This window comes from Kitasatospora sp. HUAS MG31 (genome assembly GCF_040571325.1).
Taxonomy (GTDB): Bacteria; Actinomycetota; Actinomycetes; order Streptomycetales; family Streptomycetaceae; genus Kitasatospora; species Kitasatospora camelliae.
Genome location: NZ_CP159872.1, coordinates 4,516,093 through 4,534,032, shown reverse-complemented (window position 1 = coordinate 4,534,032; position 17,940 = coordinate 4,516,093). Strand labels below are relative to the sequence as shown.

Here is a 17,940-nt window from a genome sequence, read left to right as displayed (position 1 = left end):
GCGGGTGGCGGGCGGGTGCCGTGGGGTGTGGCGCCGGGCTCCGCGGCGTGTGACCGCCCAGCATAGCCATGCACCACCCCGGGGTGTTCACACGTGAACAGAGGTGTTTCATGAATCGCCGTTGACAGTGTTCACAACCCATGGTGTGATCGGTGCATCGCCGGAACGGCCCGAAGCCGCGGCGAATCGACCCGTCACCGTTGGGAGTTCACGCCATGAACCGCAGCACCGCCCGCCGCTCCGCCGCCGCCCTGCTCGCCGCCTCGCTGGTCGTGCTGGGCGCCACCGCCTGCGACAGCGGCACCTCCTCGGTCTCCACCGAGGCCAAGCCGCCCGCCTCCGGCGCACCGGCCTCCACCGGCGGTGCCGAGAAGCCGGCCGCCGCGGCCCCCGCCAAGGTCGGCGACACCATCGCGCTCAAGGGCATCGAGAAGAGCACCACCGCCGACGTCACCGTGGTCAAGGTCGTCGACAACGCCGAGGGCGAGGACGAGTACAGCAAGCCGGCCGACGGCAAGCGCTTCGTCGCCGTCCAGTTCCGGATCAAGGCCACCGGCAAGGCCTACAGCGACGCCCCCGCCAACAGCGCCAGGCTGCTGGACGCCCAGGGCCAGTCCTTCACCACCAGCCTGTACGACACCAAGGCCGGCCAGGGCTTCGCCGGCTCGGTGAACATCGCCGCCGGTGAGAGCGGCCTCGGGTTCCTGACCTTCGAGGTGCCCAAGGACGCCGCCCTCGACAAGGTCCAGTTCACCCTGGACAGCGGCATGGCCGACCAGACCGGCCAGTGGAAGCTCTCCTGACCCGGTGCCGTCCCCCGCGGACGGGAACGCGGAAGGCGGCCCCGGGCCGAGGCCCGGAGCCGCCGATCGACGCGGACGGCGTTACCGCCTCGCGCCCGCCAGGTCGTCGAACATCGTGGTGAGGAACTCCGTGCACCACCCCAGCAACTCCCGCCCCAGCAGCGGCTTGCCGCCGATCCGCCCGCCGGTGCTCGGCCGGGGCACCAGCAGCTGCTGGGCGGCGGCCTTCACCTGGGTGCGCGGGTAGAGCCGGTTCAGCCGCAGCTCCTGCGACTCGCGCAGCTCCACCGGCCCGAACCGGACGAAGTTGCCCTGCAGGGTGATGTCCCCGATCCCGCAGCGCCGCGCGTACAGCCGCAGGCCCGCGACCATGAGCAGGTTCTCCACCGGCTCGGGCAGCTTGCCGTACCGGTCGGTGAGCTCCTCGCGGACGTGGACGATGTCCTCCTCGGAGTTGACCGCGGCGATCGAGCGGTACGCCTGCAGCCGCAGCCGCTCGCCCGGCGCGTAGTCGTGCGGGACGTGGGCGTCCACCGGCAGCTCGATCTTCACCTCCAGCGGCTCCTCCTCCGGCTCGCCGCCGGTCTCCAGCGACTCGCGGAACTCGGCGACGGCCTCGCCGACCATCCGCATGTAGAGGTCGAAGCCGACGCCCGCGATGTGGCCGGACTGCTCGCCGCCGAGCAGGTTGCCGGCACCGCGGATCTCCAGGTCCTTCATGGCCACGTACATGCCGGCGCCCATCTCGGTGTGCTGGGCGATGGTGGCCAGCCGCTCGTGGGCGGTCTCGGTGAGCGGCTTCTCCGGCGGGTACAGCATGTACGCGTAGCCGCGCTCGCGGCCTCGGCCGACCCGGCCGCGCAGCTGGTGCAGCTGGGAGAGGCCGAAGGTGTCGCCGCGCTCGACGATCAGGGTGTTGGCGTTGGAGATGTCGATGCCGGACTCCACGATCGTGGTGGAGACCAGGACGTCGAACTCCTTCTCCCAGAAGTCGACGACGACCTTCTCCAGCTGGGTCTCCCCCATCTGCCCGTGCGCGGTGGCGACCCGCGCCTCGGGAACGAGGTCCTTCAGCCGGGCGGCCGCCTTGTCGATCGACTCCACCCGGTTGTGGATGTAGAACACCTGGCCCTCGCGCAGGAGTTCACGCCGGACCGCGGCGGCGATCTGCTTCTCGTCGTACGGGCCGACGAAGGTGAGCACCGGGTGCCGCTCCTCCGGCGGGGTGGTGATGGTGGACATCTCACGGATGCCGGTGACGGCCATCTCCAGGGTGCGCGGGATCGGGGTCGCCGACATGGTCAGCACGTCGACGTTGGCCCGCAGCTTCTTCAGCTGTTCCTTGTGCTCGACGCCGAACCGCTGCTCCTCGTCGACGATCACCAGGCCGAGGTCCTTGAACCGGGTCTCCGAGGAGAACAGCCGGTGGGTGCCGATGACCACGTCCACCGACCCCTCGAACAGGCCCTCCAGGACGGCCTTCGCCTCGGAGTCGGTCTGGAACCGGGACAGCGCCTTCACGGTGACCGGGAAGTTGGCGTACCGCTCCGCGAAGGTGGAGAAGTGCTGCTGCACCAGCAGCGTGGTGGGCACCAGCACGGCCACCTGCTTGCCGTCCTGCACCGCCTTGAACGCCGCCCGCACCGCGATCTCGGTCTTGCCGTAGCCGACGTCGCCGCAGATCAGCCGGTCCATCGGGACGGACTTCTCCATGTCCGCCTTGACCTCGCCGATGGTGGTCAGCTGGTCGGGCGTCTCCGCGTACGGGAAGGCGTCCTCCAGCTCGCGCTGCCAGGGGGTGTCCGGGCCGAAGGAGTGGCCGGGGGCGGCCATCCGGGCCGAGTACAGCTTGATCAGGTCGGCGGCGATCTCCTTGACCGCCTTCTTGGCCCGCTGCTTGGTCTTCGCCCAGTCCGCGCCGCCCAGCCGGTGCAGGGTCGGGGCCTCGCCGCCGACGTACTTGGTCACCTGGTCGAGCTGGTCGGAGGGGACGAAGAGCCGGTCGCCGGGGTGGCCCCGCTTGGCGGGGGCGTACTCCAGCACCAGGTACTCGCGGGTGGCGCCCTGGACGGTGCGCTGCACCATCTCCACGTACCGGCCGACGCCGTGCTGCTCGTGCACCACGTAGTCGCCGGCCGCCAGGGCGAGCGGGTCGATGGCGTTGCGGCGGCGGGAGGGCATCCGGCGCATGTCCTTGGTGGAGGACTTCTGGCCGGACAGGTCGGTCTCGGTGACCACGGTGAGCTTGAGCGCCTCGTCCACGAAGCCGTGCTCGATGGAGCCGCAGGAGACGAAGACCACGTCCCGGGTGGGGGCCTCGGCGAGGTCGGCGACCAGGCGGGCCGGGATGCCCTCGTTGCCGAGCACCTCCGCCAGCCGGGCGGCCGGCCCGTGGCCCTCCGTCACCATGACGACCCGCCAGTCCGCGGCCAGCCGCTCCTTGGCGTCGGCGATCGCCCGGGCGGTGTCGCCGCGGTACGCCTCCACCGCGCGCATGCCCAGGGTGAGGGTGTCCGCGTCGAATTCGAGGATCTCGCTCACGCTGGAGTCGCTGGTGGCGAACGGGCTGACGGACCACCAGGGCAGCCCGATCTCCGCGGCGTGCTCGCGGAGGTCGGCGAGCGACCAGAGCGAGGCGGCGGAGACGTCGATCGCCTCCAGGTCGATCGGGCGGTCCGCGCCGGCGGCCGCCGCCACCCAGGAGGCCTGCAGGAACTCCTGGCTGGTCGCCACCAGGTCGGCCGCCCGGGTCCGGACCCGCTCCGGGTCGCAGACCACCGCGATGGAACCCTCGGGCAGGACGTCGACCAGCAGTTCCATGTCGTCCACCAGCACCGGGGCCAGCGACTCCATGCCCTCCACCGCGATGCCCTGGGCGATCCTGTCCAGGATCTCGGCCAGCCCGGGGTGCTCGGCGGCCAGCTCGGCGGCCCGCGCCCGGACCTCGTCGGTCAGCAGCAGCTCACGGCAGGGCGGCGCCCACAGGCCGTGCTCGGCGATCTCCAGCGAGCGCTGGTCGGCGACCTTGAAGTACCGGATCTCCTCGACGTCGTCGCCCCAGAACTCCACCCGCAGCGGGTGCTCCTCGGTCGGCGGGAAGACGTCCAGGATGCCGCCGCGCACCGCGAACTCGCCGCGCTTCTCGACCAGTTCGACCCGGGAGTAGGCGGCGGCCGCGAGCCGGCGGGCCACCTCCTCCAGATCGTGCTGCTCACCGCGCTGCACGGCCACCGGCTCCAGCTCGGCCAGCCCCTTCACCTGCGGCTGCAGCACCGAGCGGACCGGCGCCACCACCACCCGCACCGGACCCGCCGCCGGGTCGTCGGCGCTGGGGTGGACGATCCGGCGCAGCACCGCCAGGCGCCGGCCGACGGTGTCCGAGCGCGGGGACAGCCGCTCGTGCGGCAGGGTCTCCCAGGCGGGGAACTCGGCCACCGCGTCCGCGGGGAGCAGCGACCGCAGGCTGGCCGCGAGGTCCTCGGCCTCCCGGCCGGTGGCGGTCACCGCCAGCACCGGGCGGCCCTGCGCGTCGGCCCCGGCGGCCAGCGACCGGGCCAGCGCGGCGATCGCGAACGGCCGGGCGGCCGGCGGGCCCACCAGGTCGAGGTGCTGCCGGTGACCGGCGGCCGCGGCCTCGATCGCCTCGGCGAGGGCGGCGTCCCGTACGACGACATCGAGCAGTCCGGACAGGCTCATACTTCTCGGCTCCACGGGCTGGAATGCCCCGGCACCGGACGGCTCCGGCCGGGCAACGCGAACGGCCCGGTACGCGGAGCGCCCCGGGGGTCTCCAGCCTACGCCGCGGCGCCGACCGGCACCCCGCGCGGCGGCCCGGCGGCGCCGAGCGCGGATCGGATCCCGCTCGCGCCCGCCTCGCGCGGGCCGAGGCGCCCCGGCCGGAGAACGTTCGGGGCCAACCAGAGATCACGGAGCCGACACACTCCTGTCACTGCCCGGCCATGGTCGGCCCGCAGGATGGGGCGCAGCGCAGGCCGCAGCCAACCGTGGGGGATGGAGGCGGCGGCGCGACCGCACCACCCGATGGGGGTCGGGGGTGCGCGGGCCGGGCGGCCCTGGGTGGGGGCGCCCGTGCCACTCACGCCGGGACCGCGGCGTCCTTGGGAAAGGGCGCCGTGGGTCTCGGCGTCGACGTTCCCGGCGCCTGTTTCGACCCGTTTGCCAGAAGCGACCCCGGCAGGCGCGTGGCTCCGTACTCTCTTGTGAAGACGGTGTGGGGACATCGTCGTCGCGATGGAGGGGGTACTTCGGCATGCGCGTCGTCATCGCAGGTCAGGGCTACGTCGGACTGCCACTGGCGGTCCGCGCGGCCGAGGTCGGCCACCGGGTGGTCGGCTACGACGTGGACGAACGCCGGATCAAGAAGCTCACCGTCGGCGAGTCCTACGTCGAGGACATCCCCGGCGAGCGGCTGCGCCCCCTGCTGGACGGCGGCGCCTACCTGCCCTCCGCCGACCCCTCGGACGTGGCCGGCTTCGACATCGCGGTGATCACCGTGCCCACCCCGCTGCGGGACGGCGCGCCCGACCTCTCGTACATCGAGGCCTCGGCCCGGCTGCTCGCCTCCCACCTGCGGCCCGGCGCCACCGTCGTGCTGGAGTCCACCACCTACCCGGGGACGACCGAGGAACTGCTCGGCCCGCTCCTGGAGGAGGGATCCGGCCTGCGCGCCGGCGAGGACTTCCACCTCGGCTACAGCCCCGAGCGGATCGACCCGGGCAACCCGGTCTGGAAGCTGGAGAACACCCCGAAGGTGGTCTCCGGCACCACCCCGGAAGGCCTGAAGGCGGTCGACGGCTTCTACGGGCAGCTGGTGGAGCGCACCGTGCCGGTCTCCTCCTGCAAGGAGGCCGAACTGACCAAGCTGCTGGAGAACACCTTCCGCCACGTCAACATCGCGCTGGTCAACGAGCTGGCGATGTTCGCCCACGACCTGGGGATCGACGTCTGGGAGGCCATCGACGCCGCCTCCACCAAGCCGTTCGGCTTCCTGCGGTTCACCCCCGGCCCGGGGGTGGGCGGGCACTGCCTGCCGATCGACCCCTCCTACCTGTCCTGGCGGGTGGAGCGGGCCCTCGGACAGTCCTTCCGCTTCGTCGAGCTGGCCAACGACGTCAACTCCCACATGCCCGACTACGTGGTCCGCAGGCTCTCCGAGGCGCTGAACGAGCGGCGGCTGTCGGTGAACGGGTCGCGGGTGCTGCTGCTCGGGCTCGCGTACAAGAAGAACACCGGTGACGCCCGGGAGACGCCCGCGGCCCGGGTCGCGGAGCTGCTGACCCGGATGGGGGCGGAGGTCCGGGCGGCGGACCCGCACGTGGTGGCCGGGGTGCACGTGGCCGAGCCGAAGATCCCCGGACAGCGGGTGGCCGACCACGAGGGCGGCCCGCTGGCCACCGTCCGGCGGGTCGACGCCACGCCGGAGGAGCTGGCGGCGGCCGACGCGGTGGTCCTGCTCGCCGACCACGACGAGTTCGACTACACCGCGGTGGCCGAGCACGCCCGCTACGTCCTCGACTGCCGCCGCCGCCTCACCGGAGCCACGGTCGAGATCCTCTGACCGCCTCCACACGGCGGCGCACCGACTGCAAACGGGCAACCAACGTAAGACCCGAGTGCGAGGCCGGTCGTGGTGGGCCGAGGGCTGCCGGGAGGCTAGCCGCGGCGGGTGACGCGGTTGGGGAGGGTTTCGTAGTCCAGGCCGTCGTCGATGATGACGATCTTGGGCACGATCTTGGGCTCCGGCGCCTCCGGTGCCTCCTCGGCGGCGGCAGGGGCGGGCTCGGGCGCCTCCTCGGGGGCGGACTTGACCCAGGGGGCCGGCGGCACCGGCGGTACCTCCGGCAGCGCGGGCTGCGGCGGAGCCGCCGGCAGGGGCTGTTCCGCGGTGTCTGCCTCCTCCTCGCCGGGCTCGGGGGCGCCGACCACGGCGCCGGTGAGGGCGGCGAGGGTCTGCTTGATGTGGTCGAGCTGCTGCTGCACCTTCTCCAGCCGGGCGGTGAAGTCCCGCTGCTCGCGCTCGCTGACCGACTTGATCCGGTCGGCCTCGCGCCGGGCCCCGCCGAGCAGTTCGTCGGACTTTGCCTGGGCCTCGCCGTCCAGCCGGCGGACCTCGGCGAGCATGTCCTCGCGGTGCTGCTCGGCCTCGCGGACCCGCCGTTCGGCGCTGGCGGAGATCTTGGCGTCCTCGGCGTCGGCCTGGGCCTCGGCCGCGGTGAAGGACTCCTCGGCGCGGCGGCGCAGCTCGGCGAGCCTGCTCTCGGCGCTCTCCTCGGCCTCGGCGGCGGAGACCCGGATGCGGGCGGCCTCGGCGGTGGCGGCGTCCCGGATGCCGCGGGCGTCGCGGTCGGCCTCGGATCGGACCCGCTCGGCCTCGGCGCGGGAGCGCTCGTCGATGCGGCGGGCCGCCTGGTCCGCGTCGGCGCGGGTGGTGGCGGAGAACTCGCGGGCCTCGGCTCCGGCCTGCTGGCCGGCGTCGTAGGCCTGGTCGCGGGCGTCCTCGGCGGCGCGCTCGGCGGCCTCGCGGACGGCGAGGGCCTCGGCCTGGGCGGTCCGCATCAGGCCGGCGGCCTGCTCGCTGAGCTGGGTGTAGTCCGGGTCGGGCGCCTCCTCGGCGGCCTGCTGGACGTCGGCGAGGCGCTTCTCCATCTCGCGGGCGCCCGCGCCGAGGAGGCTGAGCCGGTCCCACGCCCCGTCCCGTTCGGCGCTCAGCGCCATCAGGGCGCGGTCGACCTGCTCGGGCGCGTATCCACGCCGGGCAACGGTGAAGCCGTACTGGGAGACGGCATCGCTCATCGGCTCTTCCCCTCGTGCTCGCGGGCCGCGCGGCCCCGGTTGGACCGTGGCGGCGGACGGACGCCGGCGTCCGTCCGCTTGACCTATTTTGCGCAGATAGGGAGGCAAACCCAACAACCCGGCACCGCGCGGCCAGGTGAAAGGGCCCGTCCAAGGGGCCGTGCCGCTGCCGGCACGGCCCCGGGGGACGGCTACATCAGCCCGTCCCAGAGCTGTTCCAGCAGCACCGCCCACCAGGACTCGGGGGTGAGCAGCGCGGCCGGGTCGACGGCCAGCAGCTGGGCCTGGAAGTCGGTGGTCCAGCGGCCGGCCTGGTCGGGGGTGAGGCCGTAGCGCAGGCGCCACATCCGGCCGAGCACGGCCATGCTGCGGACGAACTCCGGGACGCCGGTGTTGACGAACCGCGGGGGTTCGCCGGGGCGCTCCATGTCGACGGCGACCACCGCGGCGGTGCCGTACTGGACGCAGAGCTGGCGGCCGTAGTCGCTGCCGAGCACCAGGTAGCCGCCGAACTCCGGGGCGCCGGGCAGGCCGCGTTCGGCGGCGAGCTCGGCGAGGGTCGGGATCGGCCGGCCCTCCTGGGCCTGGGCCCAGAAGAACGGCGGGAACTCCCGCGGCAGGCCCGCCCACATCAGGGTCTGGGCCACCGGCTCGGGAACGCCCTGGCGGGAGACGGCGCGCTGCTCGAAGCGGAACACCCCGGGCCCGAAGGCCTGGCCCAGCTCGCCGGCCAGCTGCTGCGGCGGGAGCGGCGGCAGCTGGTGGACGGTGCCGGGCGGCGGCAGCGGGGCCCGGACGGGGCGCGGGCGCTGCGGCGCGGCGGCCAGCTGGTGCAGCTGGTCGAGGTGGTCGTGGAGCAGCGCCATCCCGGACTGCCGGCCGGCGAGGTCGCGGCCGTACGGGACGGTGTGGCTGATCCGGACGTTCGGCCAGGAGGCGTTGACCATCCGGGCGCAGTAGCCGCCGGGCAGGTCGCACAGCTCCAGGTCGGTGTGGAGTTCGAGCACCTGGTCCGGTGGCACGCCCAGCCGGCGGAGCTCGTGCAGGGCCTTCCACTCCGGGTGCGGGGTGCCGGGCTCGCTGCGCATCAGCAGGGTCTGCTCGGAGCCGTCCGGGCCGCGGTAGCTGACCACGGCCTGGGTGCCGGGCCCGATGGCGGGCACGCCGGGCGCCGCCGCAGGGGCGGGAGCCACGGGGGCCGGCGTCGGCGGGGCGGCGGCGACCGGCGGCGGGCCGGCCGGGACGCCGGCGACCGGGTAGCCGTAGCCGGCCGGCGGCGCGCCCGGGACGGGCACCGCGCCCGGCGGGGGCGGCGGGGGCGCGGCGGGACCGCCCGCCGGCGGCCGACCGGGCACGCCGGGGACGCCTGGCACGGGCGGTGCGGGCGGGGCACCGGCGCCGGGCAGGTCGAGGGCCGGCGCGAGCTGGGTGGCCTGGTAGGCCACCTGGGCGGCGTTCGACGAGGCCGGGCCACCGGCCTGGCCCGCCGGCGGGACGGGCGGGGTCGGCGCGCCGCCGCGCAGCTCGCCGGGCGGCGGGGGCGGCGGGGCACCCGGGCCACCACGGCCGAGGGCGCCGCCGGCGGGTCCGCCCGCCTCGCCGCGCAGCTCGCCGGGCGGCGGCGGGGGCGGGACACCCGGGCCGCCGCGGCCCAGGGCACCGCCGGCCGGGGACGCGCCGCCGCCGCGCAGCTCACCCGGCGGCGGGGGTGGCGGGGCACCCGGGCCGCCACGACCCGGGGCACCGGCCCCCGCGGGCCCGGGCTGGCCGGGGGCGCCGGGGAGGCCCATCAGCCCGGGCGGGCCGTCGGTGGCCAGCATGGTGGGCGCGTACGCGATGGACCCGCCGCCGGGAGCGGCGGGTTCGGGGCGCGGCGGGAGGTCGCCGGGCGCGGCCAGCACCGTGGGGGCGTGCGCCACACCCGGTCCGGCGGGCGGCACCGCGCCGGGGAGCGGCGGGATGCCGTCCGGCGGGGCGAGCAGGGTGGGCGCCTGCTCCACGGCGGGCGGCGCGGGCGGCAGGTGGCCGGGCGGCGGCGGGACGGGCGCCGGTCCGGGCGGTGCCGGGGGCGCGCTGAAGGCGGCCGGCATCGGCGGGGTGGCGCCGTCGGGCAGCGGGGCGTGGACCGCCGGGGCGGGCATCGGGACGGTCAGGTTCTCCGAGCCGGGCAGGCCGGGCGCCCCCGGCGGCACGGGTACCCCGGGCGGTACCGGCGGCGAGGCCGGGCCCGGCTGCGCGGACGGCGGGGCGAGCATGGTCGGCGCGTCCCCGGCCGGGCGGCCGGACTCGGGCGGGGTGGTGAGCACCCCGGGCGCCGGGGTGGCCTGGGCGGGCACCGGTGCCGCCGGGGCGGTGCCGAGCTTGGCGGCCTCGGCCTCGATGGCCGCGGCGCCGGCCTCCTGGAGCCACTGCGGCGGGCTGAGCAGGAAGGAGGTGGCCTCGATCTGCCCCGGGACGGGCCTGGCCGCCCCGGCCGGGTTGGGCTCGACGTCGGCGCCGTACAGCTCCTCGAACTGCCGGACCACCTCGTTGACGGGCAGCGGCGGCCAGAGCGTGCTCGCCCCGCTGTCCCGGGCGATCACCAGCCGGATCCCGCTGCCCTCGTCGCCCGTGTCGCTGTCCTCCGCCCAGCAGACGAAGCCGAGGTCGAACTCGCGCACCCGCACCTCGCGCTGCCGGGAGCGCGGTACGCCGGCGTTGATCCAGTCCTCGGCGATCTCCTGCGCCTGCGCGTACGTCGTCACCACGCCAGGTCCACCCCTTCGTTCTGCCGCATGACCTGCCTGACGTTCCGCAGGTCCCGCGCGTTCCGTCGCATCAGTTCGCCGGGACGGCCCGGGCGAACCCGCCGTCCACCATCAGCTCCGCCACCGTCTCCAGCTCCGGCGGGCTGCCGGCGAGCCGGAGCAGGAACGCGTCGAACGTGTCCCCGCAGGGCAGCAGCAGCCGCTCGGTCCGCTCGGCGACGGTGAGCGCCGGGTCGTCGTCCCGCGCGTCGTCGTACGGGCAGAACCACACCGAGCCGGTGCGCTCGCCCTGCACCTTGAGCGCAAGCAGGCCGCCCTGCACGTAGGCGATGCCCAGGTAGTCCTTGCTGAGGTGGTCGCGCAGGCACTTGTTGGCGTACACCAGGTCGTGGACGCCGTACTCGTCACTGAGCGTCAGGAAGGGCTGGTCGAGGAGGATGCCGAACTCCGGGTCCAGGGCGACGCCGACCGGGACGCGGCCGCCGCCGAGCTTGAGGAAGCTGCGGTAGGCGGCGGGCAGCGGGTGGCCGAGGCGCTGCTCGGCCCGCTGGACGAGGTCCTCGGACACGGCGATCGGGTCGCCGCCGTCCTTGGCCAGCGAGAAGTGCGCGGGGCGGTGCTCCTGCAGCGGGCGGGTGCCGCGGCGGTGGTGGTCGGCCGAGGAGAGGGCGAGGCCGCCGTGGTGCCGCAGCAGGGCCTTCACCTCGACCGGGACGAGCTCCATCCGGCGCCAGCCGGGGGCGGCCCGGCCGGCCACGTGGTGCCAGGTCCAGCCGTGCGGGGTGGCGACGGCGCTCTCCAGGTCGGCCCAGAGCTCGTGGCCCGCGGTGTACAGGGCGGCGTTGGCGGAGACGTAGTCGGTCAGTCTCAGCTCGTCCACGCCGAAGCCCTCGGGCGGGTCGGCGACCTCGGCCGCGGCGGCCGCGTAGGCGCTGAAGTCCGGGTGGCCGTACTCGTCCACCGAGACCCCGGCCGGGTACCTGGCGGCCCGTACCGGGTCGGGGAACTGCACCTTCTGGCCCGCGTACGCCGCGTTGGGCGCGGCGGCCGTGCCGGGCCGACCTGTCGTCATCTGGGTTCCCCCACTGGCTGCTGGCGAATGCTGGTGTCCAGCGTAGGGGGTCCGCCCCGGCCGGCGGGCCGGCGGGCGACCACGGGGGTCGTGCCCGCCGGCCCGGGGCGGTCAGATCCGGGCGAGGGCCTTGCCGAGGGTCTCCGCGACCCGGGTCTGCTGGGCCTCGGTGATCTGCGGGTAGAGCGGCAGGGTGAGGAGCTCGGCCGCGGCGCGCTCGGCCACCGGGAAGGCGCCCTCGGTGTGGCCGAGGCCCCGGAAGGCGGGCTGCAGGTGCACCGGAACGGGGTAGTGCACACCGGCGCCGATGCCGGCGGCCTGGAGTTCGGCGAGGACGGTGTCCCGGCCGCGCTCGATCCGGACCGCGTACAGGTGCCAGACGTGCTCGTTGCCGGGAAGGGTCCGGGGGGTGGTGAGTCCGTCCACGCCGGCGAGCAGGGCGTCGTAGCGGGCGGCGGCCGCCCGGCGGGCCTCGTTCCAGGCGGGCAGCCGACGGAGCTTGGCCCGCAGCACCACGGCCTGCAGGGTGTCCATCCGGGAGTTGAAGCCGAACCGCTCGTGGACGTACTTGCGGCCGGAGCCGTGGTCGCCGATCAGCCGGACCGCGGTGGCGAGCCTCTCGTCGTCGGTGACCACCGCGCCGGCGTCGCCGTAGGCGCCGAGGTTCTTGCCGGGGTAGAAGCTGGTGGCGGCGATCCGGCCCCAGGACCCGGCGGGCCGGCCGTCCTGCCGGGCGCCCTGGGACTGCGCGCCGTCCTCCACCACCGGACGGTCTCCGGCCAGCTCCAGCAGCGGTGCCATCGGTGCGAGCTGGCCGTTCAGGTGGACCGGCAGCAGCGCGGCGGCCGAGGGCAGCACCTCGGCGACCCGGGCCGGGTCGATCAGCAGGTGCTCGGGGTCGACGTCCACCAGGACCGGCCGCAGCCCGGCCCGGACCACCGCCTCGGCGGTGGCCACGAAGGTGTTGGCGGGCAGCACCACCCCGCCGCCCTCCGGCAGGTCGAGGGCGCGCAGGGCCAGCTCCAGCGCGTCGGTGCCGTTGGCGGTGCCCACCGCGTGGCGGACCCCGGAGTACGCGGCGTACTCCTGCTCGAAGGCGGCGACGTCCGGCCCCTTGATGTAGGCGCCGGACGCCAGGACCCGGTCGAATCCCTCGCGCACCTCCTCGGCGACCTCGGCGTGGGCGGCTCGCAGGTCCACGAGCGGGATGTCGGTCATGTGGTGTGCCCCTCTGCTGGCGCTGGCTCGGACTCTGGGGTGGTGACGGGCTGCTCGGACGGTTCGACGAACAGGGGCAGGGTGCCGCCGGACAGGCAGGCGCCGGTCTCGGCGCTCCACCTCCAGTGGTGGCGCGGGCACTCCACGACCCCGTCCGCGATCACCGCATGGGTGAGGTCCTCCCCGGCGTGCGGGCAGTAGCGCTGCAGCCGCAGCCCGTCCCGCCGGATGGTCTCGGCCGGCCGGGCCCGCTCGCGGACCAGCTGCCGGGTCTGGGCCGGCTGGTGGCCGTAGCGCAGCAGACTCAGCAGGGTCAGGTCGAAGACGTCCGGGTCGCGGTGCAGGGCGAGCCGCATCGACAGCAGCGCCTCCTCCCAGCCGGTGCGGCCGTCCAGGACGGCCCGCAGGGCGCGCGGCGGCACCGCGATGGTGTACGAGGGGTCGGCCGGATCCTCCTCCAGCTCGACCCGGGCGGCCAGCTCGCCGAGCGGGACGCCCCACGCCGATCCCTGGGCGATCAGCCGCAGCCCGCCGCGGTAGTCGGCCAGCAGCGGGCGGTTGAGCAGCCGCAGCCGGGCGAAGTGGGCGTCCACCTCCTCGGCGGTGGGCGGCCGGTACGGCCGGGCGTGGTACGCCTGCCACTCGGTGCGGCGGCGCTCCCGGTAGGCGGCCAGGTAGCCCTGCGGGTCGGTGGCCCAGCGGCCGGGCGGGCTCGGCGCGGTGACCTCGTCCCCGGGCGCGGTGCGGACGGTCTCCACCCCGGGGCAGGCCGCGGCGAACTCCTCGGCCACGTCCTCCCACTGCGGGAAGATGGTCGCCGCCCGGTCGTTGAACCGGGCCAGTTCCGGGTCGAGGAAGCAGGCCGGGCCGGCGGAGGGCAGGTAGGCCCGGGCGCCGGTGAGCCGGACCTTGCGGACCAGGGTGTCCAGCAGGTCGGCGCGGACGGCGGCGGTCTTCTCCGCCATGGTGTCGGGCGGGTAGGCGTAGGCGTTCGGGTACCACATCGCGCCCGAGTACTGGGCGGCCAGCAGGTCGACGTCCGTGGGGAGTTCGGACATCGGGGTGTTGCAGTCGTTGAGGTCGAGGAAGCGGAAGCCGCCCAGGTCGAGCAGCAGGGCGCTGTCCTCCTTGTGGCTGGTGTCGAGCAGCACGGTGGCCGTGCAGTCCGGCCCGAGCCGCAGCCGGTCCCGGTGGCCGAGCCGCACCTGGTCGGTGAAGCCGAGGGCGGCGAGCCGGCGGCCGAGCGCCCGGCTGCGGAACCGCGGCACCAGCACGGTGGTCTCCCGGGACAGCCGGGCGAGCAGCCGCTCGTCCAGGTGGTCCTCGTGGGTGTGCGAGACGTACAGGTAGTCGTACCGGCCGGCGACCACCTCCGGCAGCAGGTGGCGGTTGTCCGGGTACGGGAACCACGCCTCCAGGAAGGCCGGGTGGAACCACGGGTCGATCAGGATGCGCAGTCCGGCGTGCTCGACCAGGAACCCGGCGTGGCCGAGGTGCCTGATCGAGGTGCCGTGCGGAAGGATCACCCGACCGCCTCGCGGAACGCCGCGACCACGGTGTCCTGCTGCGCCTCGGTGAGCGCGTGGTAGAGCGGGAGGATCACCGACCGGTGGGTGATCAGCTCGGTGGCGGGCAGCGGCACCCGGGCGGTCCCCTTGTACGGAGCCTCCAGGTGGGCCGCCATGATGCCGCGCCGGGCGGACACCCCGGCCGCGGCCATCCGGGTCAGCACCTCGGTCCGGTCGGGGGCACCCTCGGGCAGCAGCACCCAGCAGGCCTGGAAGTTGCCGGTCCCGTGCGCCGGGTCGGCGACCAGGCCCGCGGCCAGGTCGCCCAGCAGCGTCCGGTAGCGCTCCGCCAGCAGGCGGCGGCGGGCGACCAGTTCAGGCAGCTTGCGGAGCTGCACCAGACCGACCGCGGCCTGGATGTCGGTCATCCGGTGGTTGAACCCGATCTCGTCGTACGTCTCCACCACGCCGGCCCCGCCGCCCGCCGAGGCGTGCCGGTCGGCGGCCGAGACGCTCATCCCGTGCTCGCGCAACCGCCGCAGCCGGGCGGCCAGTTCGCCGTCCTGGCAGGTGACCATGCCACCCTCTCCGGTGGTCAGCAGCTTGCGCGGGTGGAAGGAGTACGCGGCGAGAGCCGCCGTACCGCCGACCGGGCCGCCCCGGTAGAGCGAGCCGGCGCCGCAGGCCGCGTCCTCGACCACGGTCACACCGCGCGGCTCCACCAGGGCCCGGATCGCGTCCAGGTCCACCGGCACACCGCCCTGGTCGACCACGATGACCGCCCTGGTCCGCTCGGTGAGCAGCGGTTCCACCGTCCCGGGGGTGAGGTTGCCGGTGGCCGGGTCCACGTCGGCGAAGACCGGGACGGCGCCGACGTAGGTGACGGCGTTGGCGGTGGCGATGAAGGAGAGCGAGGGCACCACCACCTCGTCGCCGGGGCCGACACCGGCGCCGATCATCGCCAGGTGCAGGGCGGTGGTGCAGTTGGAGACCGCGACGGCGTGCGGGGCGCCGGTGTACTCGGCGAACGCCTTCTCGAACGCCGCCACCCGCGGGCCCTGGGCGACCCACCCCGACCGCACCGCCTCGGCGGCGGCCTCGGCCTCCTCCTCACCGAGCCACGGGATCATGACGGGGATGCTGGACACGGGGTACTCCTCGGATCGTACGGGCGCAACCGGGTAGCCCAGGGGCGCGGGTGTTTCTGCGCAACCGGGTAGCCCAGGGGCGCGTGGGGGCACCTCCCAGCCGCCGAGGCTGGGGGAGAACTGCGCGAGGCGAAAGGGTGCGACCGTTCCTCGCTCCCACGAGATCCAGTTGCACGTGCCGCGATCTGACTGTTCGGTGATGGCTGGTCGCGCAGTTCCCCGCGCCCCTGAAAGACGCGCCCCTGGGGCGCTACTGCTGGCGCCACCAGGCGACGAGCTTGCGGAGGCCTTCGTCGAGGCCGAGTTCGGGCTTCCAGCCGAGGTCGCGTTCGGCGGCGGAGATGTCCGCGAGCCGCCGGACCACGCCGCCGGCGGTGCCGCGGGCCGGCCCGTGCTCCACGTCCAGGTCGGAGTCCATCGCGGTCAGCAGCGCGTCCGCCAGCCCCCGCAGGGACACCTCGCTGGAGGAGGCGATGTTGTAGACCCGGTCGGTGACCGGCGCCGCGGCGGCCAGCAGGTTGGCCCGGGCGATGTCCTCGGTGTAGACGAAGTCCATGGTCTGGCTGCCGTCGCCGAAGATCAGCGGGCGCTCGCCGGCGGCGATCCGCTCCATCCAGCGGATGAACACCTCGGTGTACCGGCCGTGGACGTCCATCCGGGGGCCGTACACGTTGAAGTACCGCAGGGCGACGTAGTCCAGCCCGTACATGGCGTGGAAGCTGCGCAGCAGGCCCTCGTTGAAGACCTTGGAGGCGCCGTACAGGGTGTCGTTGTGGTACGGGTGCTGGGTCTCCGGCGTGGGGAAGACGTCGGCGAGGCCGTAGACGGAGGCGGTGGAGGAGGCGATGACCTTGCGGACGCCCTTCTCGGCGGCGGCCTCGACCACGTCGAAGGTGCCGTCGACCATGACCTCCAGGGCGAGCCGGGGTTCGGCGGCGCACTGGGTGATCCGGATCGCGGCGAGGTGGAAGAGCAGGTCGGTGTCCTCGCCGAGCAGGTCGCGCAGCAGGGCGCGGTCGCGGATGTCGCCGTCCACGACGCGGAGTTGGCCGGGTGCGGCGGTGGCCTCGGCGTGGGCGAGGTTGGCCATCCGGCCGCGGACGAAGTTGTCGAGGACGACGACCTCGCGGGCCCCGGCCTCGATCAGCTGGTCCACCACGGTGGATCCGATGGTCCCGGCGCCGCCGGTGACCAGGCAGCGGGAGCCCTCAATGGGGACGGCGTTCATCGGGCGGCGGCCCTCTCGGTCGCGGTGGTGATCAGTTCGAGGTCGGTGTCGGCGCCGACCGGGACGGTGGCGCCGCCGAGTTCCAGGCTGCGCGAGGCGGCGTGCAGCAGGCGGAGCACCCGCAGGCCGGAGCGGCCGTCGGTGAGCGGGGCGCGGCGCTCGGTGATGGCGGCGGCGAACTCGGTCATCACGTTGCGCAGCGCCTCCTGCTCGACCAGGGCTGGCGCCACCATCTCGCCGACCCGGTAGGAGATCAGCGCCCGGTGCCGGATGGCGTCGGTGAGCTCGTCGGGCGGGGTGAGGTCCACGCCGCGGTCGTGGACGGCCAGCCGGGCCTGCGGGTTGAGGTCGTCCCAGACCAGGGTGCGCCGGGAGCCGCCGATCAGGGTGGTGCGGACCTTGGTCGGCGAGAGCCAGTTGACGTGGCAGTGGGCGAGGGCGCCGTTGCTGAGCCGGACGGTCAGGTAGGCGACGCAGGCGCGGCCGGCGCCGATCGGGTCGGCGCCCTGGGCGCTCACGCCGACCGGTTCGACGCCGGGCGGCAGGACGAAGTCGAGGATGGAGAGGTCGTGCGGGGCGAGGTCCCACAGCACGTCCACGTCGGGCTGGACCAGGCCGAGGTTGATCCGGACCGAGTCGAAGAACTGGACGTCGCCGATCTCGCCGCCGTGCACCAGCTCGCGGATCCGGCGGACCACCGGGGTGTAGCAGAACGTGTGGTCGCACATCAGTACCAGCCCGCGCTCGTCGGCGATCCGGACCAGGTCGGCGGCGTCCTCGACGGTGGTGGTGATGGGCTTCTCGACCAGGACGTGCTTTCCGGCCTCCAGGGCGGCGTGGACCAGCTTGTAGTGGGCGGCGGCGGGGGTGGCGATCGCCACCGCGCCGACCCGCTCGTCGGCCAGGACCTCTTCGAAGGAGGTGGTGGAGCGGACGGTGCTGTACTCGCCGAGCACCCGCCGGGAGCGCTCCTCGTCCAGGTCGCACAGCCAGTGCAGTCTGAGTCCGGCCGTCTGCTGCGCGTTGCGGACCAGGTTCGGTCCCCAGTACCCGGCGCCCACCACGGCCAGGCCGATCCGCTCGGTCGGCCTCGGCTCGGGCACCCCGGGAGTCGGTACGTGCTCCCCGGGCGCCTCGTGCGCCACTTCTCTCGACACGGTCGCCATCGCAAGACCCCCCTTGCCCGGCACCGGAGCCACCTTGCCCCGGCTGCCCCTGCGTACCCGGCGGCCCGTGTCCCCCCACGGCCACCGACGCTGGAACGCTACCGGTCGGCACAGGGGCCGGGGAGGGATTCGGAGAAAACCACTCCGCTCGGGCGGCGGTGGGGGGAACCTGGAGGGTGCCCTCCGTGCACCCCCGGATCGGCGGTCGTCGGAGGCGTTTGGCAGGCTTGTCCCCTT

General features: G+C 74.7%; 11 protein-coding genes. 2 read left to right on the top strand and 9 right to left on the bottom strand.

All coding sequences use genetic code 11. The annotated features are described in order from the left end of the window. Positions 1-215 precede the first annotated feature (215 nt). On the top strand, positions 216-803 hold the full coding sequence (locus ABWK59_RS20555; protein ID WP_354642069.1) for a DUF4352 domain-containing protein: 588 nt from the start codon (positions 216-218) through the stop codon (positions 801-803). An 81-nt stretch (positions 804-884) separates the two neighbouring features. Here the strand turns inward: ABWK59_RS20555 and mfd are convergent, their stop codons facing one another. After that, complete coding sequence (gene mfd / locus ABWK59_RS20550; protein WP_354642068.1) at positions 885-4,499, bottom strand: transcription-repair coupling factor; 3,615 nt, start codon at positions 4,497-4,499, stop codon at positions 885-887. Between the two features lie 574 nt (positions 4,500-5,073). Here mfd and ABWK59_RS20545 point away from each other — a divergent pair. Beyond that, positions 5,074-6,381: a nucleotide sugar dehydrogenase gene (locus ABWK59_RS20545; protein WP_354642067.1), complete on the top strand. Its 1,308-nt coding sequence runs from the start codon at positions 5,074-5,076 to the stop codon at positions 6,379-6,381. Between the two features lie 95 nt (positions 6,382-6,476). Here the strand turns inward: ABWK59_RS20545 and ABWK59_RS20540 are convergent, their stop codons facing one another. The 8 genes from ABWK59_RS20540 to ABWK59_RS20505 all read right to left on the bottom strand — a co-directional run bounded on the left by ABWK59_RS20540 (position 6,477) and on the right by ABWK59_RS20505 (position 17,694). After that, the gene (locus ABWK59_RS20540; protein ID WP_354642066.1) at positions 6,477-7,616 is read right to left on the bottom strand and encodes a hypothetical protein; all 1,140 of its coding nucleotides are present in this window, start codon (positions 7,614-7,616) and stop codon (positions 6,477-6,479) included. A 191-nt stretch (positions 7,617-7,807) separates the two neighbouring features. Continuing rightward, positions 7,808-10,363 (bottom strand): SUKH-4 family immunity protein, encoded by a 2,556-nt coding sequence (locus ABWK59_RS20535; RefSeq protein ID WP_354642065.1) that lies wholly within the window; start codon positions 10,361-10,363, stop codon positions 7,808-7,810. A 70-nt stretch (positions 10,364-10,433) separates the two neighbouring features. Next, positions 10,434-11,435, bottom strand: a complete 1,002-nt coding sequence (locus ABWK59_RS20530) for an SMI1/KNR4 family protein (protein ID WP_354642064.1) — start codon at positions 11,433-11,435, stop codon at positions 10,434-10,436. Positions 11,436-11,546: 111 nt separating this feature from the next. Further along, positions 11,547-12,653 carry a DegT/DnrJ/EryC1/StrS family aminotransferase gene (locus ABWK59_RS20525; RefSeq protein WP_354642063.1) on the bottom strand — a complete coding sequence of 369 codons (1,107 nt, stop codon included), beginning with the start codon at positions 12,651-12,653 and terminating at the stop codon, positions 11,547-11,549. Next, a complete protein-coding gene (locus tag ABWK59_RS20520; RefSeq protein WP_354642062.1) occupies positions 12,650-14,179 on the bottom strand; it encodes an MBL fold metallo-hydrolase in 1,530 nt (509 codons plus the stop codon). Before ABWK59_RS20520 ends, ABWK59_RS20525 begins: the two co-directional genes overlap by 4 nt. Beyond that, on the bottom strand, positions 14,176-15,309 hold the full coding sequence (locus ABWK59_RS20515) for a DegT/DnrJ/EryC1/StrS family aminotransferase (protein WP_354642061.1): 1,134 nt from the start codon (positions 15,307-15,309) through the stop codon (positions 14,176-14,178). Before ABWK59_RS20515 ends, ABWK59_RS20520 begins: the two co-directional genes overlap by 4 nt. A 250-nt stretch (positions 15,310-15,559) precedes the next feature. Then, a complete protein-coding gene (locus tag ABWK59_RS20510) occupies positions 15,560-16,537 on the bottom strand; it encodes an SDR family NAD(P)-dependent oxidoreductase (protein WP_354642060.1) in 978 nt (325 codons plus the stop codon). Continuing rightward, entirely contained in the window at positions 16,534-17,694 is a 1,161-nt protein-coding gene (locus ABWK59_RS20505; protein ID WP_354642059.1) for a Gfo/Idh/MocA family protein, read from the bottom strand. Before ABWK59_RS20505 ends, ABWK59_RS20510 begins: the two co-directional genes overlap by 4 nt. Between the last annotated feature and the right edge of the window lie 246 nt (positions 17,695-17,940).